This window comes from Bdellovibrio sp. ZAP7, from assembly GCF_006874645.1.
GTDB lineage: Bacteria > Bdellovibrionota > Bdellovibrionia > Bdellovibrionales > Bdellovibrionaceae > Bdellovibrio.
Map to the genome: position 1 here is coordinate 906254 of NZ_CP030082.1, position 22339 is coordinate 928592.

The 22339-nt window shown below is 45.4% G+C and carries 22 protein-coding genes; 15 read left to right on the top strand and 7 right to left on the bottom strand.

The annotated features are described in order from the left end of the window. Positions 1-183: a hypothetical protein gene (locus DOM22_RS04510; RefSeq protein ID WP_142699232.1), complete on the top strand. Its 183-nt coding sequence runs from the start codon at positions 1-3 to the stop codon at positions 181-183. Here the strand turns inward: DOM22_RS04510 and DOM22_RS04515 are convergent. Beyond that, positions 172-723 (bottom strand): transposase, encoded by a 552-nt coding sequence (locus tag DOM22_RS04515; protein WP_142699233.1) that lies wholly within the window; start codon positions 721-723, stop codon positions 172-174. The two genes, DOM22_RS04510 and DOM22_RS04515, sit on opposite strands and share 12 nt — an antisense overlap. 432 nt (positions 724-1155) lie before the next feature. Between DOM22_RS04515 and DOM22_RS04520 the strand changes: the two genes are divergently transcribed. Then, complete coding sequence (locus tag DOM22_RS04520) at positions 1156-2334, top strand: hypothetical protein (RefSeq protein WP_142699234.1); 1179 nt, start codon at positions 1156-1158, stop codon at positions 2332-2334. Between the two features lie 79 nt (positions 2335-2413). Here the strand turns inward: DOM22_RS04520 and DOM22_RS04525 are convergent, their stop codons facing one another. Further along, the gene (locus DOM22_RS04525) at positions 2414-2899 is read right to left on the bottom strand and encodes a hypothetical protein (protein ID WP_142699235.1); all 486 of its coding nucleotides are present in this window, start codon (positions 2897-2899) and stop codon (positions 2414-2416) included. Then, the gene (locus DOM22_RS04530; protein ID WP_142699236.1) at positions 2896-3966 is read right to left on the bottom strand and encodes an NADH:flavin oxidoreductase/NADH oxidase; all 1071 of its coding nucleotides are present in this window, start codon (positions 3964-3966) and stop codon (positions 2896-2898) included. The genes DOM22_RS04525 and DOM22_RS04530 overlap by 4 nt, the downstream gene beginning before the upstream one ends. Positions 3967-4123: 157 nt before the next feature. On the opposite strand from DOM22_RS04530, the gene DOM22_RS04535 reads away from it, so the two are divergent. The 9 genes from DOM22_RS04535 to DOM22_RS04575 all read left to right on the top strand — a co-directional run bounded on the left by DOM22_RS04535 (position 4124) and on the right by DOM22_RS04575 (position 13776). Then, positions 4124-4396 (top strand): hypothetical protein, encoded by a 273-nt coding sequence (locus DOM22_RS04535; RefSeq protein ID WP_142699237.1) that lies wholly within the window; start codon positions 4124-4126, stop codon positions 4394-4396. Between the two features lie 58 nt (positions 4397-4454). Next, positions 4455-5201, top strand: coding sequence for a monofunctional biosynthetic peptidoglycan transglycosylase (gene mtgA / locus DOM22_RS04540; RefSeq protein WP_210415681.1), 747 nt, complete (start codon positions 4455-4457; stop codon positions 5199-5201). A 301-nt stretch (positions 5202-5502) separates the two neighbouring features. Next, a complete protein-coding gene (locus DOM22_RS04545) occupies positions 5503-6042 on the top strand; it encodes a protease (protein WP_142699238.1) in 540 nt (179 codons plus the stop codon). A gap of 8 nt (positions 6043-6050) precedes the next feature. After that, the gene (locus DOM22_RS04550) at positions 6051-8807 is read left to right on the top strand and encodes a hypothetical protein (RefSeq protein ID WP_142699239.1); all 2757 of its coding nucleotides are present in this window, start codon (positions 6051-6053) and stop codon (positions 8805-8807) included. Beyond that, complete coding sequence (locus DOM22_RS04555) at positions 8807-9400, top strand: hypothetical protein (RefSeq protein WP_142699240.1); 594 nt, start codon at positions 8807-8809, stop codon at positions 9398-9400. The genes DOM22_RS04550 and DOM22_RS04555 overlap by 1 nt, the downstream gene beginning before the upstream one ends. 50 nt (positions 9401-9450) lie before the next feature. Continuing rightward, entirely contained in the window at positions 9451-10569 is a 1119-nt protein-coding gene (locus DOM22_RS04560) for a hypothetical protein (protein WP_142699241.1), read from the top strand. A 57-nt stretch (positions 10570-10626) separates the two neighbouring features. Beyond that, a complete protein-coding gene (locus DOM22_RS04565) occupies positions 10627-12222 on the top strand; it encodes a hypothetical protein (RefSeq protein ID WP_142699242.1) in 1596 nt (531 codons plus the stop codon). Positions 12223-12225: 3 nt separating this feature from the next. Beyond that, positions 12226-13107: a hypothetical protein gene (locus DOM22_RS04570; protein WP_142699243.1), complete on the top strand. Its 882-nt coding sequence runs from the start codon at positions 12226-12228 to the stop codon at positions 13105-13107. Positions 13108-13182: 75 nt separating this feature from the next. Further along, the gene (locus DOM22_RS04575; protein WP_142699244.1) at positions 13183-13776 is read left to right on the top strand and encodes a hypothetical protein; all 594 of its coding nucleotides are present in this window, start codon (positions 13183-13185) and stop codon (positions 13774-13776) included. Positions 13777-13889: 113 nt separating this feature from the next. Here the strand turns inward: DOM22_RS04575 and DOM22_RS04580 are convergent, their stop codons facing one another. The 3 genes from DOM22_RS04580 to DOM22_RS04590 all read right to left on the bottom strand — a co-directional run bounded on the left by DOM22_RS04580 (position 13890) and on the right by DOM22_RS04590 (position 15582). Continuing rightward, entirely contained in the window at positions 13890-14657 is a 768-nt protein-coding gene (locus DOM22_RS04580) for a hypothetical protein (RefSeq protein ID WP_142699245.1), read from the bottom strand. A 161-nt stretch (positions 14658-14818) separates the two neighbouring features. Further along, positions 14819-15232, bottom strand: a complete 414-nt coding sequence (locus DOM22_RS04585; protein ID WP_142699246.1) for a hypothetical protein — start codon at positions 15230-15232, stop codon at positions 14819-14821. Positions 15233-15315: 83 nt separating this feature from the next. Beyond that, positions 15316-15582, bottom strand: a complete 267-nt coding sequence (locus DOM22_RS04590) for a hypothetical protein (protein WP_142699247.1) — start codon at positions 15580-15582, stop codon at positions 15316-15318. Positions 15583-15768: 186 nt separating this feature from the next. On the opposite strand from DOM22_RS04590, the gene DOM22_RS04595 reads away from it, so the two are divergent. Together DOM22_RS04595 and DOM22_RS04600 are read left to right on the top strand one after the other, a co-directional pair. After that, positions 15769-18264, top strand: coding sequence for a PAS domain-containing hybrid sensor histidine kinase/response regulator (locus tag DOM22_RS04595; protein ID WP_142699248.1), 2496 nt, complete (start codon positions 15769-15771; stop codon positions 18262-18264). 11 nt (positions 18265-18275) lie between these two features. Further along, the gene (locus tag DOM22_RS04600; protein ID WP_142699249.1) at positions 18276-18968 is read left to right on the top strand and encodes a response regulator; all 693 of its coding nucleotides are present in this window, start codon (positions 18276-18278) and stop codon (positions 18966-18968) included. Positions 18969-19071: 103 nt separating this feature from the next. Here DOM22_RS04600 and DOM22_RS20025 read toward each other — a convergent pair whose 3' ends face one another. Then, positions 19072-20514: a murein L,D-transpeptidase catalytic domain family protein gene (locus DOM22_RS20025; protein ID WP_246845845.1), complete on the bottom strand. Its 1443-nt coding sequence runs from the start codon at positions 20512-20514 to the stop codon at positions 19072-19074. Positions 20515-20725: 211 nt separating this feature from the next. Here DOM22_RS20025 and DOM22_RS04610 point away from each other — a divergent pair, with 211 nt between their 5' ends. Next, entirely contained in the window at positions 20726-21577 is an 852-nt protein-coding gene (locus tag DOM22_RS04610; RefSeq protein ID WP_142699250.1) for a DUF6279 family lipoprotein, read from the top strand. A 79-nt stretch (positions 21578-21656) separates the two neighbouring features. Further along, a complete protein-coding gene (locus tag DOM22_RS04615) occupies positions 21657-22202 on the top strand; it encodes a hypothetical protein (protein ID WP_142699251.1) in 546 nt (181 codons plus the stop codon). The last annotated feature ends 137 nt before the right edge of the window (positions 22203-22339 follow it).

Consider the following 22339-nt stretch of genomic DNA (forward strand, 5'->3'; position numbering starts at 1 on the left):
ATGAAATCCCTCGGCTATCAGAAATCTTACTGCTGGGTTTTGGATGGCAATTCCACGACTGCTTTTTACGAAAAAAATGGTGCCAAGTTTTCTGGGCTGACAAAAATCGAAGAAACCGGCGGCGTCGACCTGACGGAGCTCGCCTATGAGTGGTCTGCGCTGGAAACTAAATCACGCCCATAACTCTATCAGTTGTTCCTGACTAAGTCCGCGCAGACGGGTTTTCGAATAAGGTCTGCCGTTCGCCTCGCACTCATTCAGCTGAATATAGTCCCGCACGATCCGATATGCTTTGTACCCTTTTACCACGCGGCTAAACGGCCGATACCTCCAAACCTTCGGCCCGTCGTTCTTCGTATCGAAGGTATCGGTCAACCTCTGCGCAAACTGTCCGGCCAACACCCGCAAAAAACTCTGCAGCTGCGACCGATGTCCGCCGCGAACTAGCAAATGAATATGGTCATGCTGCACAGAAAACTGCTCAACCTTTACATAAAATTTGAACGCATACTTTCTTAACACCCGCGTAAGCACTAAAAAATTCCGTGGATGCCGAAGTCCCTTTTTGACGGCCGTTTTATTTACTTTGAATACCAGATGTATTGGATCCTTCGTCGACAAAGGACGTGCGCCGCGACCCTTCGATGATTTTCTAAGAATGCCACCGTGACAATGGCGATGTTTCCAATGAGTTTTCAGAGGTAGAAATGTTTGTTGCTTCATATATGGCACTTTCGAATGCGGTGTTGATTGACCGATACCCCCCCATTAGGGATTGAGCACGTACGAAGCAAAAGACGGGCGCGCCTTACACCAGATCTGAGCGAAATACCGCGCGAGTCCTTTCGAGTTTCGGATGAGATGTACAGGTCGCGCGGATGTTTTCGCGTGACCGATACCCCAAGATGTTGAGGACGGTTGATGATCGGCGCTAAGTGCTGATACTAGGGTGAGAGTGATGGAGATGGAGGCAGAGGCGTGCGTGATGGCGAGAGTGTAGACAGTTGTAATGTAACAGTGGCTGACCGATACCCATAAGTGACTTCAAACATTTGTTCATTGGAGTCGCGGGGTATTTTGCTTTCTGCAGGAATATCGGAGCAGAAAAGATTTTTTGAAATTGTCAGAATTGCAATAAAAACATAATATAGTTTAATGAATTTTCTTCTGCGGATCTTGTTGGTTGCTTTTATTATTTCATTTGGTGTGAATTCTTATTCTGGGGATAGTGACGTCCGTCCCAAAAAAAATAAAACATACAACGCTGGTTTGGGATTTTCGTTTGATTATTCTGAAGAGCAGTTCGGCGATCTGAGCTGTGTCGATTGCGATGATGTTGAAAAAGATGGCAGTCCGATTTTGAATTTGAACGCCAAAGCCAGCCCTGCGGGGTTTGTTGAAATAGTCTATGGTGGTTCGCTGTCCACCAGTTCCACCAAAGAATATCTGGATGACCGAAAAAAGTATGACTACGAGATTTTTCATTTGGAACGCCTGCAGGGTCATCTGGTGTTTGACGTTTTTTTGCAGGCTCTGCCAGAATCTCATCCTAACTTTGAATCCAGTGATTCTAATTTCACCTGGAAGGCTCGCGGATTTTGTAACGGGCATATGCTGATTGTCACCTTTGATTACTATCCCAAACCGGATAAAACTAAGCGGGCCGACATCAAGTCTTCCGGTGCGCCACCACAACACTACTATGATTTTCTGCGTTCCATTCGTTGCGCAAGTTGGAGCGACGTCCCTGCAGAGAAAAATTTTAAGTCGCCATCAGGTGCCGTCGAAGTTGTCGTAAAGGCCGAAAAGAAAATAACCAGCGGAAATGAGTTTCATATCCTGTACACATATTCGTTCAAACGCGATGGCCACACGGCGAGTTTGCAGTCACCTGACACCGTTGCAGGCATTCCTCATTTCGAGCGCGCTTTTAGCAGATTGAAATGGTCGCCTGATGAAAAAACTGTGCAGCTATATAATCAGGTGCGTTCGTTGGCGCCAGGTTCAAAGTGGGTAAATGCCACCACCAGTCGCGGAGAACTTTCATGGTTGGATAACAGATATGCGCTTCAGAATCAGGAAGAAGACTGTGGTCGAGGCTTTCTGTTGTTTGATGCGGAAAAGGGCAAAGAGCTGGCACTTGAGCCGAAAACTCCCAATGTCTCGTTTTCTTTTATCGGTAAACCCGAGCGTAAAAAAGTTCAGGTGCTGTCGACAACAGGAATCTGTTCCGGGGCTCGAGTGGTGGAGAATTGTTTTGAATTGGATTTCAAAAAAACGGTGCTGAAGAAAATCAGATGTCCCAATGGGGCAAAAAATAAAGGCCCATCCTAGGCCCTTGAACTTCAGGTTAACGTGATCTGAGTTACGAGGGCACTTGTCTTTTAGCTGTCGTCACTGAAAGGTTAGGGAACTAGTTGCGCTTTTTGCGAGCCTGAGAGCGATGCTCTTCGTGCCATGCTTTTCTTTGAGTGTGGTGATGCTCTTTTGCTTTTTCTGATTTTGGCAGATTCTGTAAAGAGGCTTTCAATTGAGAATGCAATGGCATCAAGCTTACGCCAGACAACAAAAGATTGCGGTACTGTTTTGTGAAACTGTCTGGTTCTGGATTTTCTTCAAACAATAGCCGTTCAATTTCCGCACGCGCCGTTTCGCCGTGTTCTTCAGAAATCATCTCAAGCTCCGTCATGATGTCGATGTCAGCCATCAAGGATGTCAATTCGCGCAACCATTTATAACGTTCAGCCGTTAGCAGAACATTGAACCATTCATTGGGTTGTGCCTCATAACCCACTTCGCTATCGAATTGCTCTTTCAAGGAATTCAAAACTTCTTTTTGCAAAGCCCAAAGAGCTTGGCGAACTAACATGGCATGGGAGTGGTGTGATGATTTGGTCATGTGTTTACCCTACCGTATTGCTTGGGCCATGTCACATCGACGCCCAGCTTTTTGGCAGCGTGTAACGGCCAATAAGGGTCACGGAGCATCTCACGGGCCATTAAAATTAAGTCAGCCTTCCCGGATTGCAGAATTTCTTCGGCATTGTAAGGATCTGTAATCATTCCCACGGCTCCGGTAGCGATGTCGGCTCCCTTACGGACACCCTCTGCGAACGGAACCTGGTAACCCGGGCCCACCGGAATCTTGGCTTTTGGTACACTTCCACCCGTTGAGCAATCGATTAGATCTACACCTAAATTCTTAAGTTCTTTGGCAAAGACAATACTCTGTTCAAGATCCCAACCATCTTCTACCCAGTCCGTGGCAGAAATTCTGACAAATAAAGGAAGTTCTGCCGGCCAAAATTTGCGAACCGCTGCCGCGACTTCCAAAGGAAAGCGCATGCGATTTTCCAAATTCCCACCGTAATTGTCGGTGCGGTGATTGGAGAGGGGAGACAAAAACTCATGCATCAAATAACCATGGGCCATGTGCAGCTCGATCAGTTGAAAGCCGGCCTGTAAAGCGAGGTCCGCCGAGTGCACGAAGTCTTGAAGCAATTGCTTAATTTCTGGGACAGTCAAGGCATGGGGAGTATGCCAACCTTCGGAGAACGGGAGGGCGCTGGGGCCGACGGTGGTCCAAGCTCCTTGTTCTGGAGTCAGAGGTTTGCCGCCTTTCCAGGCAAGATCGGTGGAAGATTTGCGGCCGGCATGGGCTAGTTGTATTCCCGCCACAGTGCCTTGGTTTTTTATAAACTGAACGATCGGTTTAAACTTTTCCAGCTGTTCCTGGTTCCAAAGACCTAGACAGCCCGGAGAAATACGGCCGTCTGGACGAACTCCCGTTGCTTCTACGATAACCAGACCCGCTCCGCCGACGGCACGCGAACCCAGGTGAACCATATGCCATTCATTGGGCAGGCCGTTTACAGCCGAGTACATGCACATAGGAGAAACTGCGATGCGATTTTTAAATTCAATTGAACGAAGTTTAAGCGGGCTAAAGAGTCGAGACTGATTCATTTCTTACCTCGGTTTTACAGCATCCCTTTTTTTCCAAAATCAGACAATAGACTTGGCAAAACGAAACGTGTCACCTAAACGCTATTGGACTTGGCGACAGTCTTTTTTCAGTGCTAACATTAACAATTGTTACCCCACAATGGGCTCTGGAGGAAGAATGAAATTAGGGAAGAATGTATTTACAGTTTTAGCTGCTGCTTTGATGGTTTTAACACTTTCAATGCCATTCGCTGCTGAGGCGAAAAAGAAAAGCGGCAAAAAAGCTAAAACAAGCCACTCACAAGTTTCTAAAAAGAAAAAAGGTGGCAAACACGCTAAAAAGGCGAAAAAGAAAAAGTCTGAATCTGCTGATATGTCAGCTCAGGCTCCTTCAGCGCCGGCACCAGCTGCAGGCGATGCAGTGGGTGTGGTTGAACCGCCACCACTTTAGTATTTACTAACTCAAAGTCCTCCGATGCGAGGACTTTGAAATTTAAAGAGTGAACGTTTTGAAAGCAGTCCTGATCAAACTTAGAAAAGTTCTTTTTAAAGCTGTTCTGCTTTTCGCTGTAACCAGTATTGGTTTCGTTCTTTTGTACCGTTTTGTTCCTGTCTATGTGACACCTTTGATGGTGATCCGCTCCGCTCAATCTGTTTTTTCTGATAAATTCGTAGGCATCAATCATGAGTGGGTTCCTTTGGAACAGATTTCACCAGCTATGCAAAAAGCTGTATTGAAAGCCGAAGACTATCGCTTCTTTGATCACAATGGTTTTGATTTCGATGCGATCGAAAAAGCCATGAAGTACAATAAGACCCACAAACGCAGTCGCGGCGCGAGCACGATTTCACAGCAAACGGCAAAAAACGTTTTTCTGTGGCCGACACGCGATTGGTTTCGTAAAGGTATGGAAGCGTACTTCACCGTATTGATCGAGTTCACTTGGCCAAAAGAGCGCATCATGGAAGTTTATCTGAACGTGATCGAAATGGGGCCGGGCGTTTACGGCGTTGAAGCAGCCTCGCAAAAATATTTTAAAAGAAGTGCAAAAAATATTTCTGCAACTCAAGCAAGTTTGATTGCTGCTGTTTTGCCGAACCCACGTCGTTTCCGTATTGATCGTCCCTCCAACTATGTTGTTCGTCGTCAGCAACGCATTCTTTATCGTGTGAGTCCGCCATTTCCTCGTGAAGAGCGCGCTTCGTTTTTGGATTTCTTAGATCTAAAATTTGAATCAGACGAAGCTTCTGATTAACAATTCAGTAATTCACTCGTTGCGTAAATTCATTTCTAATACTTAATTTCTGAGAATTTTTCTTCACACATTTTTTGTTTATCGCATTTTTCTCGAATGAAAATGTTAAATTTCCGTTCTCATGAATGACCTCAGGGATCAAGCAGAACGTGTTCGGCGACTGTTCATTACAAAAATATTCATATCCAATGCAGCCACCACAGCGATACGAATTTATTCCAACACACAACTGCATCTTTAAGGCTTATTCGAACGTTGGCACTTACGCCTGAGGATGCGCAGACTATTTGGAGAACAGAATATGAACGTTAAACGCGTACTAATCGTGTTGGCATCGCTATTTCTAAGTTACGCCTCTCATGCAAATGAGTTCGATGAAGGATCGGGGGAGTTCGATGCTCCGGCAAGACCAGGATATAGCGAAGCGGATATTCAGAAGAAAATCGAGAACGAGATGGCCATCGCTTGTTCTGGAAATCTGTGCAAGGTCGTAGGTCAGGACAATCAGGGATCTGGTTGGACCGTGCAGTTTCAAGTTGGGTACGGCAATAACAATAACAATGGCAACGGCGATACGATCTATATCGGTGGGAACAATAACAACGGCAATAACAATGGTTATGCCAGCGTGACTGTGACTTACAGAAACTTCAAATGTCATTCGAATCTTTTGGTCACACCAGCAGTGTATCGTTTCGTGAATACTTACCTTTACAACATGGTGAATTCGGATGGCTCTGTGAAGAGAAACTTCTCTCCGGCAGATCAGACTGTGATTTTGTTTTACACGACAATGTTGAACAAGGTCAGCGCGTGCGGCATGGGCGGCGTGGTTAATTAGGAGCTTTTATGAGCATCATCGGATCTATTCGTGCATTGGTTGTATTGATGTCTGTCCTGAGCACCTATGGTGTTCAGGCGCAAGCGGCGGCTGCGACGACATCAGTGCCGAATCTTCAGTTGAATAATTTAAGAATCGCGAACAGAGCACAATGTGCGGTGGATTCCGAGTTGCCAACAGATACCGCATTCATAGTAGTGGATGGCTACAATGCCGGGAAACTTTCCTATTCCCTGGCAAAAAACATCGGAGCCGATGTTACCCAAATGAGTACCGAAGGTATGCAGGATTTCCGCATTGCCGTTTCTTTACTTACCAAAAATATCGTAAACAAACTTTTTGCGGGTGCTTTACCCATGCTTCCGCTGAATTTAAAAACTTCCAAGCTTGCCAAATACAATGAGCTGGCTGCAAAGTGCGAGAAGAAAACCTACTGTCCTGAACTGAATACTTATCTCGCAAAAATTTGGGATAATTCCGAGGGCGCAGGCGTTCCTTGGACGAATATTGATAACTTTAGTGCCACACAATTTCTGAAAGCTAAGAAATCCGACAGAGTCGGGTGTTACTACATTAAAAAATTCTCCGGGCTTCAGGGTAATCTGCACACCACCGAGTTGGATGCAGCTTCTTTACAGGACATGGCCCAATCCTATTTGAAGTCGGATAAAAACATCACGGTTTGCGAAGACCGCGATGCCACTCTTGATTCGCGCAATGCCATGATTCAGTTGAATCTAAAATTGGATGGTGCGGGCGACTTTAATGCCTATGGCTTTGATTTTTGGAACAGTTTGAAAATCTATCTTTCTTTCGCCTGGAGATATTCCAATCTTCCGGCGCAAGTCAGCCCGCATATGGGCGAACTCTTTAAATCCATCGCGCTTGAAGAATCCATTATGCTGGTACCAAACGGGTGTAAGAGCATCGAAAAGCCTTCTTGTGATGCTGAAACCCTGTCGTTGAATTCAATTCGTGAACTGGCAAAGCCCGGGCAAAATCCAGCAGATTCATTTAAAGAAAATCCAGACGGCCCGGATAAGGGCGCAGTCAATAATGGAACCCGCTCTGTGAATGATGATTTCCTGGGAACTCGCGGCTACGAGGAAGCTTCCGACTGGGTGGAAAACTTCCGAAAAAACTTCGTTCAAAATCGTGGTTCGATGAAAAATCGCCTGCAAAGTGCCATTCAGTTCCTGAATGTCATTTCTGGAGCGATGACGGCCGAAGAATTAAATGAATTTGTAAAACCGATGGCCTTTGCCGGTAACTATACGGCGGCACATCGTGATGAACTTTATTATATGTGTACCGAAGCTCGCTTGGCAGGCGATAAACGCCTGGATTTCATGCGCACGGGGATTGACCGCGTTAAGCAGTTGTCTGTGATGCAAAAAGCCTTTGAGGGTTCAGCGAAAACGTTGGATCAGATGTCGCAATACTTTGATTCGTCGGCAATCGGTCTCATCAGCTACTGCGACACTTTAGAAAAGCAAAATATTTGGAATGTTGATGGTTATACTGTGAATAAAGCAGGATTTAACCGCTGGGCCAAAGAGATCCTGAATATTCCACGCGATAAAGATACCGTGACGACAGAATTTCAACCGATGTCTTTTGGTGCTCCTTTATTGGTTTGGGATAAAACGAAGCCGCTAAATTCTTCCAACGTGATTTGTCAGACGGGAATGGACTGTGCCCGTAAATTGACCAAGGCTATGGTGGACCTTTATGCGGTTTCAAAATATGCGGATGCGTTCTTGCCCGTGTCATCGACTGTGGCTTCTCCGGATATCTTTAATCCCTATGCGGATCTGAAAGCCTGCAAAATCTATGATCCTTGGTTCCAAACTCGTCGTGCGAACAAGCGCCTTTTTGCAGACTTAACCAGCACGGTGTTGTTCGGTTGGAATGCTTTGCCTCTTTATATAGATGTGGATTTCACAGCACCAAAGGTGACCAGCCTTCAACAACTGATTGAAAACGGCACCGTAAAATTTGATCCTGCAATTCAAAAATCCAAAATGCAGTACTCCGTTTTGGCGGATTTTGGTCCTCTGGTGGGTGCTCCATGTGCGGTATCCATAGCGCCGAACAGTGCCAAGGCCTTTAATTTTTATGCCTTCAATGGAATTACGATGAATTACTGCAAATCCCGTTCTGATGGAACGGCGATTGGTGGAGAGAACGGCTCCGTTGATAACAAAGTGCCTAAGGCACGATCTTACTGCGGCGGCTGTTCGATCAACTTTGTCGGTGTGACCTCTGGTGCAGCGATGGCGACGGCGAATGCCTTGCCGATCAATCCGATCAAGTTGGGGATCTATTTCTTCCGTTCTATTCAACGGTTTGTGGACGCTAAAAAAGACAAAGTGAATATTCCGATGTCTTCAGACGTGAATCTGCAAAAGGTTGCAGAGACTTATCAAAAGTACGGCGGATATATCCCTGAGCACTGCGTGGAGCAGTTGGGTGCAGGCGTGGGCTGTTACCAAAATATCTGTATGGCTAAAGCTGTGGATGCATTTGAAAAATACACCGGCAAAAAGGTGATTGATGTGAATACTTCTAACTCTGGGCCAACAAGTTCCTCCATCACCAAAACGATCTCTATTAAATCGGCTCTTTGTGATGGCGAAGTTCTGATGAAGTTTAATTGCACAGACGATGGCAAAAAGTTTTCAACATATGAGCGCTTCGGTGGGTTGTATGGCCGTACCAAAGAGTGTCGTGATGCCATTGGGCAGAATTTCTGGGGGCATTGATGAAAGCGATCGTATTGGGACTTTTATTGGTGGTGAGCTCGGTGAATGCCTGGGCTTTAAAAATCGAGTCTGAATATATTCAAACTATTACTGGGCAATATGTAAAGACCACGAAAGTGAGCTGTGACGAGGCTTCGGCGAATCACTGCACGCAAATCTGCAACAATCCCATTCTGTGTCAGCGTCGTGAGCCTTATTGCCGCAATTGTGCGGGAACATCTTCGCCGCTATTGCGCCAGCTCTTTACTGAATTATCTCACCTGTACACGGTGAAGTCGCAGCTGACGGAGCTATCCCCTTTGGTGAAGTTTCTGGCAGAAGAAGACTATGTCCTATTGGATTTAAACAGCGTTTTTAACTACTATACGCCGGTCGGCGGTGAGCCCTTTTTGAATGAACTGGTTAACTTCTGTGGGGACCGTGCGGATTCCGCCTTGTTGGTGGTGCGTTTGGATGAAGTTCATCAACCAGCATCGTTGAATTATATTTTATGTCCGGATGGCGCGGGGCAGACCGCAGCTTTTGAAGTGGCACCCAGAACTCCAGGTATTCAGCAGCAATTGAAAACAGAAATATTTTTTAATTTAAACTGAGTCTTTCAGTTTATTACAACAACTCCCTTACAGGGGAAAAGGAGAACAACATGAAGCGTTTTGTAAAAGGTTTGGCTACAGCAGCCGTGACCTTCATGGCGATGCAAGCGAACGCCGTGCAAGTTACTTATACATTCAGAGTGAACAGCTCTGGTCCAAGTATCTATCCGTGTAACGCGGGTCTATTGACTGAGAATCCATACGAAGGTGACAAAGCAATTTGTTATACAGCGGATACTCATGAAGTCTGTAGTCCTGATTGTGTGGGTGTAGACTGCCAAGGTAACGACAACGGCAAACCTGGTCCTGAATTGCCAGGTCCAAACCCACATCCACATTTCGCAGCGATGGAGTTGTTTGGGGGCGATCACCACCAACCACCAAGTCATCAACCACCGAGAAAAAATGCCTGCGAGTGTACAACAGCGTACGGTCGTAAAAATGGTAACTACCTGCATGCGACATACACTCCATGGGGCGAAAACAACGATCCACACAAAGACGTGATCTCTGGTCAAGGCAATCAGTTTGCTAAACTATTCAATGACGAAGTAACACCATACAAAAATGTATTGCAAACTTTGGCCTTCAACCTAGGCAGCGAATTGTATACTGCGAAATATTTCGTGGATATCTGCTACCGTGGTTCACAAATTGACTACGGCACGATCAACACATCTTGGAATATCTTGGCTGAGACTGCGGTAACTGACTTCGGTTTCGCACCTGGTGGTCAAGGTTACAGCAAGCTTTCAGATCTGGAAATGAAAGCTTACGTGATCTGTACAACCCAAAATAAGACTTGTGAACACGGCAATTGCAACGACTACGATACAGCTATCGACGGCGCGCAAGTGGCTCAATTCAATAACTCTTTCTTGGACTACTTAGGTCAAGGTAAATTCAATTACTCTGACAAATCTAACTGGGTGCCAGCAAAAGGTTCTTTCACACAGTTGATCGACAACAAGTATGAAGATCTTGGTAACCACGCAGCAGCTAAATTCTGTAAAATCCGCTACGTATACTCCGAAACAAATGGTTTGGATAAAGACAAAGCGAAACACAGAAAATGGCAAAAACATGGCGCAAATATTTGCACTCACACGAAAGTGGAAATGGCATCTATGGGCGAATGCACAAACTGTGGTGGCGGCCACAAACACTAATTCGATGATTTGAAAAGTTACTCCGACGGAGTTGGAGTGCAGGGAAGGGGAGATCCTATGTCTAAAGTTAATTTGAATGCACATTCCGTTCTTAGAGGCGGCAGGCTCTGGTCTCTTCTTCTTGGTTCGTTGTTAACCGCAAATGCATCTTTAGTATCTGCAGCTTGTGTTGTTGATAACGACGAAAGAATCGAACTAAATATTTCCCCCGAGACTCAGTCTTGGGGGGATTATAATGGAAACCGTTTGATCACGGCTTCCCGCGTTTATAAATGCGAACAGGATGTGGGCCGCTACTTGATGCTCTCCCTGGGCGCAACACAATGGAGCGATTCCACGGACGTTAAAGACACTTATATGTTCGATACGTACGAGCCGCCAAACTGTTCAATTAATAATTCAAGATCTTTTGCCGCTTACACACCGGAGCGTACAAAAGCTAATTTCAGTCGCCAGTACAAATTTATCAGAAGCTGTTTTGATCTGCGTGTGGTGGATGTGGGCGGAGCCCAAATCATCGCCAAAGAAGATCAGGATTACTGCAAAATTGAAAGAACCTCTGATGGCGCTGTTATCCTTCGCGGTGATATGTGTTTCTTAAAAATTCGCGCTCAAAGTAACTTCGCAGTGCAACCAATCCTTAAGGACAAATGTGCTGATCCAGAATATTTGCGCTCAATCGGTGTTCAGGCTCAAGATATTTATGCAAACTTGAATATTCTGACCACAGGAGACGATTCGGGCTACAGTGAAGATGTCGATAACATCGGCAGCCGTGCCATGCATGTTAGCATCACGCCGAATTCTAAACTATTAAATCTATCTGAAAACTACGGAACCAGCGTTCCCCGATTTACTACCAGCTATAATATCAATGCGGATTGGGGAGATCTTAAAATCCACACCGACTTCGAGAATAAAACCGAAATCGGTCTTTCGTTTTTTGTTGCTAACATGACTAATGAAAAGTGTCTGGGCGGAGAATGCTCCAGCTCCTCAAATTTCACTCAACCTTTCGTGGGCCAGGTTGAATTATTTAAACTTTCAAACGGTCGTCCGCCAAAGTTAGTTGAAGAATGGTGGGACGGCGGACTTGTCCCGCCCAACTGGCAGGGCTTCGTTAAGGGTATTCAGTATCGTGTTCCAGATAAAGTGGTTGAGGCAGGGGGACGTTACCGTATGGTCGCGACATTCCAGGATCCTACCGATGATTATGCGATTTTCTTGAACGGTCTTCGTCAGATGTTGTTGCGCATGTACGATGTCGATGGCGCTACAGTGGGAATTGATACTTTGCCTGCTATTTCAACGTTATCTACCCTGGGAGCTATTCCCGGATTCAATGGCACTCGAGTTTTAAATCAAAACAATCAAAGCGTGGATTTATCTCAGACCCTTAAAGGCTTAGAGGAAATCATCGCTTCGACGGTGTGGCCTCCATATTACGAATCTATTTGTGATAATGAAAAATGCACGAAATTCGCGAAACGCAAGTTTCATCAACGCTTGGTTTTGGAATTCACGGTCGAAAAACCTGAAATCGGTGACGATGAAGTAAAAATTAAAGACGTGCGTATGCAGAAAATTTCTCCGGTATTTGATAGCTATCCGATGCAGAAGTCAGAATTTATCAAATTGCAGTGTGGAGGCTAGGAAATGAAACAAGCTCTGCTGCTTATGGTTTTTATTCTGGGTAGTGTTGTGGCGCGCGCAGATGTAGCGATTCAAACCGCGGTCGACAATACCACGGCAGAGGAACTTTATCTCTGCAACGCCAGCCTTCGGCATCCGACCTTGCCGGCGGAGCAGGAGTGCTTGAATCTCTCTACTGGGGAAGTTTGTTCTCCCTTGGATAGCGATTCCAAAAAAGGTGCTTGTGTCTGTCGCGCCAAAACTAATTACGGGGATCAGATCATCGGCTGGAACAAAGATGAAGATTATGCCGTCGTGATTGGGTCTAATGATTGGATGAGCTTGTTTTCTACACAAGACTCTTTCGCCAATAAATTAGCACGGTTGGATATTTCTTTAGGAAGTGAAAACTTGGGTGCCGAGTACTCAGTGCGTTTTTGTTACTTGGGACCCCAGGAAGTTTTGCAAAGACAGGGGACCACCACCACAGATTTGACCGAAGGAAAGTACTTCGTCGACGTTTCTTTGGCGGGTTCGAATTACAATCAATCCCTCGATACGGTGGGTTTTTCCTATCAGTGTGATTATCGTTATCGCGGGAATCAATCCGGCCCACGTAAGAAAAACGAGCAAGGCCCCTCTAAGGGAGTTGTGGAAAAGGACGATAGTGCGAGTTACACGATCTTTGGTAATTCACCAGGATCTCGCCCTGGCTCCGTGAACTTCCTGCAGCGTGCGTTGTCCTTGAATTCATCAGCTTCGCAAGTTCCGCGCTTCTGCGTGTTTGAGTTTAAGTTCAAAGAACTTTCCGGAAAAAGCCTGGGCAGGAACATCAACGCCAGCCAGGTGAATTTTTCCGGGAAACTCCGTATTTGCAAGCAAGGCACGTGTCCGACGGGTTTTTAGTTTGCACCTAGATAGAATATTGATTGTTCCCATCTAATCCTTGACCCGATTGATGGTGGGTACAATGATTTGGTAATGAAGATGACTGAAGAGATCTATGAAATGCTGGTGGCGTCGCCTGAAGAGGCGAATAAGATGGCATTGCTCCTTTTGCAGTCGGTTCATTCTCAAGAGGAAAAGGATTCCATCAATTGGGCCAGAGCCTTTGCACTGGTTGAGATGAAAGAGTTTCCCGAGGCTCTTGAGATCTGGCAGGAGATCTTTGATCGAACACATGATCACAAAGCCCTGCATCAAATCGGATATGTCCACAGATCCGCTGGTAACTTGCCAATGGCGGTCAACGTGTTCAATCAAGAGTATGCCCTGATCGCACAAACAGATAAGCAATCACTGGCTGTAAACCTTTACGAACAGACATACAGTCATATTCTTTTGGGATACCAGCGCCGAGCCCATGAGATGTTCAGCCTTTATGAAAATTTGAAAATGGGCGAGTTTGATTTGATCGAACGCGGATGCTTTTTCAGATTGAAAGGCGACCTTTTTAAATCCACTGACAAAACTATCGCCAAAACGGCATACGAAGAAAGTTTAAAGTTCTTCACTCAAGCTGAAGACGAAGTCGCTGCGACAGAAGTTAAGCAAAGAATCTCGGATTTAAATTAAACTCGGCGTAAACCTTATCGAAGAAATAAGTCGGACTATTTTCGAGATTGAGAAAATAAAAAATCCCGCCTTGTGAGCGGGATTTTTCTAAAATCTAACTTTAAATTTTAAAACTACTTACCTTGAGCTTTAGCAGCCATGTCGATCATGATTTTATCACATGCTTCCAAGTCAGCTTCAGTTATTTCGTAAACTTCTTTGCCTTCAAGATATTTTAGTAGCGCTTCCATAACATTTTTTGGAAGGAATGAAAGGACGTTGCCGGATTGGTACTCGCGCTCTTTTTCGTCGTAAAGACCCAAGAACGTTTCGTCACGGAACCAGCTTTGTTTGTTTGCTTTTTGGATTGTTGCCAATTCGTCGTCGGACGGATCACGTTGCAAGAATTCAAAGAAGAAGCCTGATGGTTTAGCACCTGGCAAGTACCACTCGCCAGAGAATACTTGGATCAAGTTTTCGTGATCGTCTTTCAGGATAGGAGTCACGAACTGAACACCACGCTCAACCATGTGTTTATGGAAAGCGATCAAATCTGGAGTACGCAAAGCCACGTGCTGAAGATGTGCTGTGTTTTCGTGGCCATCCAACATTTGACGAACGTGTGATGGTTGATCTTTAGGTTCAGAAGGTTGAACCAATGCAAAGATAGTCGGCAACGGATCATTGGCTTTTGATTCCCACGTGCCCACGCGAGTTGCGTAAGTCATAGAAACGTCTTTAGCGCCGTCTTTACCTTTGCGCTTTTTTTCATACAAAAGGTCGTCAGGAGTTGTTCCAAAAATATTGCGGAAAACAACATAAGAAAGTTTGTAAAGATTTGGATGGAACAACATTGTCATGTGGTCCACAGCAAAGTTCATAAATGCTGGTTTTTGCTTCATAGTTTCTCCTGAATTAATGCCCCGATACTAGAAACCCTTACCCACGGGGTCAAGTGCTGAAATACACTTTCTGATGAAAAAAGAGGCAAATCGGTGAGTGAATCCACCGTAGCTGGAGAGGAAGATGCGCTGACGCGGAACGCGTCAGCTTTAAAGAGTGACTAGTGAGAGCGGCGATTTTTTTTCTTCAAGCCATGGGAAGCCAAATACTCGTCGGTCTTCGCTTCCACTTCTTCGATTCCACCCAGAGTATTTTTAAACGAGGAACCCAGTTCTCCGCGGGGACTGTCTTCAGAACTGCGATCTGGAATTCCGCGCAACGATGAATCCAAAGCATCTGCAGCCAGATTCATCTGTTCCAGCACATCAATTTCTCCGCGCATAAAATCGGATGGAAGATCTTCAAGAGTATCGAAAGAACGGTCGGTGTTTTTCATGGCTTTTTTCAGATCCTTAACTTCCACTTTGGAAGTTTGATCTTTATCGACCAGGATTTCGTTTTCATCGGTGTGATTATTTGTCGCTTCACCACGGTGAAGACCAGAAAATGAGGGGTTCGCATTGGGAGTAGCCATGATGACCTCCTGAAATATTGCTACGCCCTCATTATATAACAATGAGTGATGTTCTAAATTTGTTTAACAGCAAGGCGAAAGAGCTAAACGTCCTTCGCCATGTGAGTGGCTTCAAGGTTTGCATCCCAATCCACAGTGAGCCCGATCAAAGGCCGTTCTTGCATAACCGTACTGCCCTTTAGGACATCGGAGAAGTAAACGGCTTCTTCCTGGATGATCGTAATCAGCTGGCTGTAATAGAGCGGAGCCAGCTCGTGTCCACACTCCGTGCAGACGAACAATCCTTGGTCATGTTTACTGTGAACAGTGTCGCAGTGGTGGCAGCGGCGAAAGTGTCTATTGTTTTCCATATACGTCCCTCATTAGTAGTAGGTCTAGGATAGGTCCCATTAACTAGACCCACAAGACGTCGTCTCAATAAAACCGTTAATCTTTTAAACAAGTGTTCCAGTTATGAGAATCCAAACACTTAGCTTGGGGTCTAGATCACCAGTGAGACACTTCACTTCTCGAATTGAAACACCGAATAGAAATACATGAAATCTGTGTCTTTATTTAAAACCCTCGTCTCCCGTTTTGGGGTGGAGCTCTGCCTGCTGGTGCTGGTAGTGGTGGGTTATTCTATGTTCCAAGAGCATCATTCGTTGCAAAAAGCTTTGCTGCCAACGGAGTCGGTGAATTCATTGCAGAACATAGCCGGAATTTTAAATGACGTAGATCGTGCCAAGAAAGAATATTTCCAAGACAGCACGCCGGAAAAACTGGCGGCCTTTAATTTTCAAGTTAATAAAATCAATGATGAATTGGGCAAGCTTTATAAATCCGTCAATGGTCGCTATGAGCTGCAAATGCAGGTCTATCAGCTGAATCAAAATCTGCACAAGCAGTTTGAAACGGCGACGATGGAAATCAAGCAAAACCAAAAGGCACGTAAGCCGTCCAACACCGAAGACTTCAATCAGCAAAAAGTTTTAGAGATGTTGCAATCTCACCGTAAGGCCCAACAGGACTTCGTGCAGATTGGTGAATACAGTTTTCTCAGAAGCGAATTGCTTTTCGCGATCATGGGCATGTTTGGTTTGGTGATTATGCTAAGCCGTTATTGGCAGTACAATGATCTGCGCGAACAGCGTGAGATCGCGACGGGCCTGCAAACACGTTCATTACTTTTGGATACGATCCTGGGGAGTATGAGTGAGGGCATGATTGTGGTGAACAGCCATGGTCATTTTACTCAGTACAACGCCGCTGCTCAAAGAATCGTCGGAACCAAAGTCAAAGAGGTCGGAACTGAAACCGGTGCCCGTGAATTAGGTTTCCACGATGAAAATCAGAAATTGCTTTCAGCCAAAGATCTGCCATTTCATCGCGCGCTATATGGTGTGGAAGTCGATGAGCTTGAGATCTTTGTACAAAACGCCACTCACCCTGAGGGCACGTTTATTCTGTTAAGCAGTCGTTCGATCAAAGATATCGATGGTGGTATTTCTGGTGCACTGGTGGTCTTCCGCGATATCAGTCGCAGAAAACAAGTAGAGCTGGAATATGCCAAAGCCCGCGAATTGGCCGTTGAAGCTTCTCTTAAGAAATCAGATTTCCTGGCAGCTATGAGCCACGAAATCCGTACACCGATGAATGGTGTGATCGGGATGAGTACGCTGCTGGCAGATACTCCGCTGTTGCCAGAACAAAAAGAATATGTGGGCACGATCAAACGTTCCGCGGAATCTTTGTTGATGCTTATCAATGATATCCTGGACTATTCAAAAATCGAAGCTGGCAAAATCAGCTTGGATCCTCAGCCGTTTGATTTAGGTTTCCTGACTCGTGATGTGGTCGAGATGTTCCGTCCGACCGTGAGCGAGAAAAATCTGGAAATGGATTTCAACATCTCGCAACGAGCTCATATGTATTTCCGCGGAGATCAGGGGCGTATTCGCCAAATTCTGGTGAATCTGATGGGGAATGCCGTGAAATTTACCAGCCAGGGGACGGTCGGGCTTGATGTTTCCGTGTTGGATTCCGCGACGGGGCCTTCGCTTTTAAAATTCCAAATTCGCGATACGGGATTGGGTTTACGTGAAGATGAACGCAAAGCCCTCTTCCAAAAATATTTCCAAGCAACAGCCGGTAAAAAATTCGGCGGCACGGGATTGGGTCTGTCGATCTGTAAGCAGCTCGTGGATCTGATGGGTGGCCAGATGGGTGTGGAAAGTACTTTTGGTCTGGGCTCGACATTCTGGTTCACGTTGCAGCTTCCGGTGTGCAGTGCAGACGAAGTACCTAAGGCTACGACAGACAATAACTTCACGGCTCTTTTTAAAGGAAACATCCTGGTAGCGGAAGACCAAGTGGTCAATCAGCGTGTGGCGCAAAGCTATCTGCAAAAGATGGGTCTGCAAGTTGACATCGCACCCAACGGTCGTATCGCAGTTGAGATGGCTCGCACCGGGAAATACGATTTGATCTTTATGGATTGTCAAATGCCGGTCTTAAACGGGTTTGATGCGACAAAACGTATTCGCGAGGAAGAGCGCCGATCGAATACCAGCCGCCATATTCCAATCGTCGCTTTGACAGCAGAAGGCACCATTGCTGACAAGGCTCCGTATATGAATGCCGGAATGGATGACTATTTATCTAAGCCTATCGAGCTTCCGCGTTTGGTGGAGGCTTTGCAGAAGTACGTTAAAGTCGGGGAGGCCGCAGTGATTGACATGGCAGCTCTGCAAAAACTGCAGAAATACGCAACGAAAGATAACGATTTAGTCGCAGCTTTGATTGAGGAATTCGAAAAATCTGCTCCGGAACTAATTCTGGCAATGAGAACACCTGACTTCAGCGAAGCAGCCCATGCTTTGAAGTCGACAGCTGCCACTCTTGGAGCAAAAATTTTGGCAGAACTGTGCCAAAATCTTGAAGCAGAGACAAATCCAGAGCACATTAACAAGTGGGTCGCGCAAATTGAATCAGAATATATTCGCAGTTTGCAGGATCTGAAAAACTACATCGGCGACAAAGGGGCTGCCTAAGGAAGGTAATTATGGCCAATATACTTATCGTAGATGATCAAAAAAGTATTCTGATGACTCTCGAAGCTTTACTCAGCTCCGACGGACACTCTGTCGTGCAGGCAACGAACGCCATCGATGCCGTTCATCATTTGACCCAAGAAAAATTCGATCTGGTTATTACCGATGCTATCATGCCGGGCGGCAGCGATGGATATGCTTTGACACGCACGATCCGGAAACAACCTCAACTGGTTAAGTTACCGGTGATTTTGCTAACGGGTAAGCGTGAAAAAAGCGACGTGGAAAAAGGTTTGGAAGCAGGCGTAAACGACTACATCATTAAACCCATTGATCCCGACATGTTACTGGCAAAAGTACGCACGATTGTTTCCGTGGATGCAAATCAAGGGACGGCATTCAGCGAAGCTGCAGTTTCGATCAAAGCGGAGTGGGAAATTAAAAATGAAATCGTCGCCGTTTCTGAACTGGGATTCACTCTGCATTCATCAGTTCCAATGCCCATTGGAAAGATTCTAAGAATCAAGAGCACGATCTTTAACGAGATCGGTATCGATCCCGTGGCCATCCGTATTGATTCCTGTGAAGACTTAAATCCCATCGAAAACGCCTGGAAAATCCACGGCCACTTCGTAGGTATCGCAGAAAAAGAACTAACTCCACTGCGCCTATTCATTCGCGCCAAACAAAGCAAAGCCAGCTAAAAGCTGGTTCTTAAAAACTAGTGCGGGGCTGTTGACCTAATATGTTGTCAACAACCCCGGCTTTAAGTGCTTCTAATTTCTAATCTCTAGTTTCCAATTTCCATTACTGGCAGAACGGAAGAGACTTAACCATTGATTTGATTGAAGTCAGCTGATTGTATTTGCCGCCTGGTTTAAGAGTTGACCAGTAAACTCCTGAAGTAATCGCGATCGCATTTTTGTTTTTGATCTGTTTCGCCATGATACCTACACCACAATGAAGGTTGATGTATGGATCAAGGATAGTTTTCTTAGCGCTTGTAGAGCTCAAGTTTTTATCTTTGCTCCAGTCAAACTTACACCATTTGTCCCATTGGATGTCTTGGTAAGACAACTGCAACAAACCTTCAGAGTAAACTGGCTTCTTAGTGATAGCATCAGTACCCATTGTTGTTTCGTGCATACGAGAAAGTGGGTTGTAAGCACTTTCATAGCGGGCAACTGCCACGAACAATTGTGCCCAGGCATTTGCTTTTTGGTTGTTGTTCAAGCTTGAATACTTAGGACAGAAGTTTTTCATGTCGCTAGCACCCTTAAGAAGGCTGTTCCATTCGCCCAACAAAAGTGTTTGCAAATATTCAGACCACTGTTTGCGTTCCGGGTGAGCAGATGTTTCCCAAGCAAGGGGAGCCATTTTGTAACCTGGAGCTGGTGATGGAGATGGAGCGGGTGTCGGTGTTTCAATAGGTGTTGGTGACGGAGTCGGAGTTGGTGTCGGGTTAGTTGGCGACGGAAGACCTGTACCACCTTTATCAAGAACCGCGTAGATCAAAGATCCACCTTTAAGGGCGTTGATAACTTGTGTACGGATGCTCATGTCGACAGCTGGGCAACCCCAAGAGCGACCTTGAATCACAGATTTTTCCTGAACATAAGAAGCACCATGGATCACGATAGCACGTGAACGGGCATTCGAGTTTGTTGAAGAAAGACCATCCAGGCGAAGGGAAAGACCATGGCTGCCTGAATATGTTTCAGCAGTACGGTAGAATCCCAAAGAAGACTTATTGGAACCTGAACTGTTCGAGAACGAAGTCGCGAAACCGTCATGGTTAGGATCAGAGTTTTTACCGTGGGCTACGTGAATCGGCCAAACTCCACCGGTGTTCAGGTCAACGATATAGAAGCGCGGTGTTTTGGAGCTTTGCGAGAAATTGATGATCGAGATGTAGTTTTGATTTTTGAAAGATGATTTATTTTTTTCAAAGTAAATCAAAGCATCAACCAAAGCTTGAGTAGGAACAATGTTAGTAGGGTCAACATGATCGTACTTCATCAAGATTGTTTCTTTATCGTAGGCCGAGATCGAAAGATCTGGAGCTGCCATGGTTCTCAGCATTGGTTCAGCTGCTGGTGTGGCACCTACTTGCTCTTCCGCTGGATCATCCGGAAGAGTGGGTTCTGTTTGGGCTTTAGCATTTGCTGCGATACCCAGGGTTAATAAAGTTGCGGCGAAAAACAGCGTGGCTCTAGAACGTACAGAAGAATTTTGCTTTTTAACAAGCATCGTTTCCTCCTGTGCGGAATTACACATTCATGTGCGTCAACAAAGACTAGCCGAGAAAATTACGGTGCGGAAAAATACATTACGGGAGTTATAAAAATAGGACGAACATCCGTCGTTAAGATTGAAAGTACTCATATATCCCTCAACATAAGGCTTGTGTATTTATGACTGTTGTCTGGGAAACGCAGATGAAAATCCCTAACCTGAGTTAATGAAAACAAAAAAATGGAAGCTATTTGCGATATCGATTTTATTGATTTGCAGTGGGTGCGGCAGCTCAAGTCCCTTCATGGATGCATTTTTGGGTGGTATGTCCGTCACCAAGGTCGAGAGTTATTTTAATTTGGATCAAAAGCAGGAAAAGGACTTTGAGAAAAATCTGCAGCAGGATCTGGCGCGTTTAAAACAGGAGCAGATGCAAAAGTTCGCCACCTCCATACGCGAAATTGATCAGCGCATTCCCACAGAGAAAGTGAATTCCGAAATTCTCAGTGAAACCTTCGATGTGCTTGAGAAAGAATATGACCGCTCTGCCAGCTATTTCAAAAATTCCGCATGGAAGATGGTTTCGTCGTTAAGAGAAGAGCAGTTTCTTTATTTTGAAAAGAGAGTCCGCAAAGAAATAACCGAATCCCGAGAGCAAGGCCTGGAAAGTAAGAATGAGGAGTTGCTGCAAAGATTCCGCAAGCAGATCACTTATTGGGTGGGACCGACCAGCATTCATCAGAATCAAGCGATTCAACATTTTATAGCAAATGAACCCTTTCCTTGGAAAGAACGTATCGACAACCGCGAAAGTATTTTGAATAACTTTATGGCGCAACGTAAAGATCCCGTAAAGCTTCGCACGATGACGGAAAAATTTTTGGAAGACTATGATTCCTTGCGCACTCCTGAATATGCTCATGCCATGCAAAAATATGAAGGCAAGCTGAAGGGATTTTTGAACAAGTTTTGGAGCACGTTAAGTTATGATCAAAAGCAGGCGATGCAAGCCAGCCTGAATAAACAGGCTCTAGAGCTGGATCGCATGGCCTCTACTCAAACAGATGAATTTAAATAAATGCTGGACTGGGCCTTCGGGCTCCACGGTTGCATGTGTTCTCGCATATTCTCTATAATGGGGATTCGGAGGAGAATGCATGAATTTACTTTTACTGGCCGCTTTGTTGGCATTGACTGCTTGTACGACGTCGCCGACCAAGCCGACGCCTTCAAAAACTCCCCCAATGGCGACTGAAGTTGGACAAGAAAGCAGTCCTGTCGACCCCGTCGCAATTCAAAGAGCCCTTCATCTGGATCGCAATGTTGAACAACTCGGAGTTGAAGAGAAAAGTTTCAACTCATGTGAAATGGGTTACGGATATTCGCGCAATAAAGATTGTCGAACGATGTATATGACGGTGCTTAATGTGCGACTGTTGTGTCGTGATACCGAAGGAACTATTTCGACTGTGCTGACTGAATCAGATGTCACGCCGATTGCAGGACAAACGATCCGCTGGAGTCTAAAAAACGTTCAGGGAGAGTATCAAACTGACGGTTTAGGGTATGGCCAAATCGTCGCTTTATCGCCTCGGTCTCAAAAGCGCGAAAGGGTCCGCATATCCTACAAAAATGAGTTCTTATACATGCGGGCAAATGAAATCACGAAAGTCATCACCCCAAGACCCTGGTGTTCCATGTGATGCAGGGTGTCAATATGCATAAAAAAGCACTTTTTGAACTTTTTTTTGGTTTAGTGCTTCGGTTTTCATGAATTATAGTTTAGCTATTAACAGAATAACAGGTCTCTCTTTGAGTTCGAGGCAATTATGCCATCTCC

Excerpts from the sequence above, each read along its gene's own strand:
- DOM22_RS04510 (WP_142699232.1), top strand. The coding sequence starts at position 1 with ATGAAATCCCTCGGCTATCAGAAATCTTACTGCTGGGTTTTGGATGGC.
- DOM22_RS04515 (WP_142699233.1), bottom strand. The coding sequence starts at position 723 with ATGAAGCAACAAACATTTCTACCTCTGAAAACTCATTGGAAACATCGC.
- DOM22_RS04520 (WP_142699234.1), top strand. The coding sequence starts at position 1,156 with ATGAATTTTCTTCTGCGGATCTTGTTGGTTGCTTTTATTATTTCATTT.
- DOM22_RS04525 (WP_142699235.1), bottom strand. The coding sequence starts at position 2,899 with ATGACCAAATCATCACACCACTCCCATGCCATGTTAGTTCGCCAAGCT.
- DOM22_RS04530 (WP_142699236.1), bottom strand. The coding sequence starts at position 3,966 with ATGAATCAGTCTCGACTCTTTAGCCCGCTTAAACTTCGTTCAATTGAA.
- DOM22_RS04535 (WP_142699237.1), top strand. The coding sequence starts at position 4,124 with ATGAAATTAGGGAAGAATGTATTTACAGTTTTAGCTGCTGCTTTGATG.
- DOM22_RS04545 (WP_142699238.1), top strand. The coding sequence starts at position 5,503 with ATGAACGTTAAACGCGTACTAATCGTGTTGGCATCGCTATTTCTAAGT.
- DOM22_RS04550 (WP_142699239.1), top strand. The coding sequence starts at position 6,051 with ATGAGCATCATCGGATCTATTCGTGCATTGGTTGTATTGATGTCTGTC.
- DOM22_RS04555 (WP_142699240.1), top strand. The coding sequence starts at position 8,807 with ATGAAAGCGATCGTATTGGGACTTTTATTGGTGGTGAGCTCGGTGAAT.
- DOM22_RS04560 (WP_142699241.1), top strand. The coding sequence starts at position 9,451 with ATGAAGCGTTTTGTAAAAGGTTTGGCTACAGCAGCCGTGACCTTCATG.
- DOM22_RS04565 (WP_142699242.1), top strand. The coding sequence starts at position 10,627 with ATGTCTAAAGTTAATTTGAATGCACATTCCGTTCTTAGAGGCGGCAGG.
- DOM22_RS04570 (WP_142699243.1), top strand. The coding sequence starts at position 12,226 with ATGAAACAAGCTCTGCTGCTTATGGTTTTTATTCTGGGTAGTGTTGTG.
- DOM22_RS04575 (WP_142699244.1), top strand. The coding sequence starts at position 13,183 with ATGAAGATGACTGAAGAGATCTATGAAATGCTGGTGGCGTCGCCTGAA.
- DOM22_RS04580 (WP_142699245.1), bottom strand. The coding sequence starts at position 14,657 with ATGAAGCAAAAACCAGCATTTATGAACTTTGCTGTGGACCACATGACA.
- DOM22_RS04585 (WP_142699246.1), bottom strand. The coding sequence starts at position 15,232 with ATGGCTACTCCCAATGCGAACCCCTCATTTTCTGGTCTTCACCGTGGT.
- DOM22_RS04590 (WP_142699247.1), bottom strand. The coding sequence starts at position 15,582 with ATGGAAAACAATAGACACTTTCGCCGCTGCCACCACTGCGACACTGTT.
- DOM22_RS04595 (WP_142699248.1), top strand. The coding sequence starts at position 15,769 with ATGAAATCTGTGTCTTTATTTAAAACCCTCGTCTCCCGTTTTGGGGTG.
- DOM22_RS04600 (WP_142699249.1), top strand. The coding sequence starts at position 18,276 with ATGGCCAATATACTTATCGTAGATGATCAAAAAAGTATTCTGATGACT.
- DOM22_RS20025 (WP_246845845.1), bottom strand. The coding sequence starts at position 20,514 with ATGCTTGTTAAAAAGCAAAATTCTTCTGTACGTTCTAGAGCCACGCTG.
- DOM22_RS04610 (WP_142699250.1), top strand. The coding sequence starts at position 20,726 with ATGAAAACAAAAAAATGGAAGCTATTTGCGATATCGATTTTATTGATT.
- DOM22_RS04615 (WP_142699251.1), top strand. The coding sequence starts at position 21,657 with ATGAATTTACTTTTACTGGCCGCTTTGTTGGCATTGACTGCTTGTACG.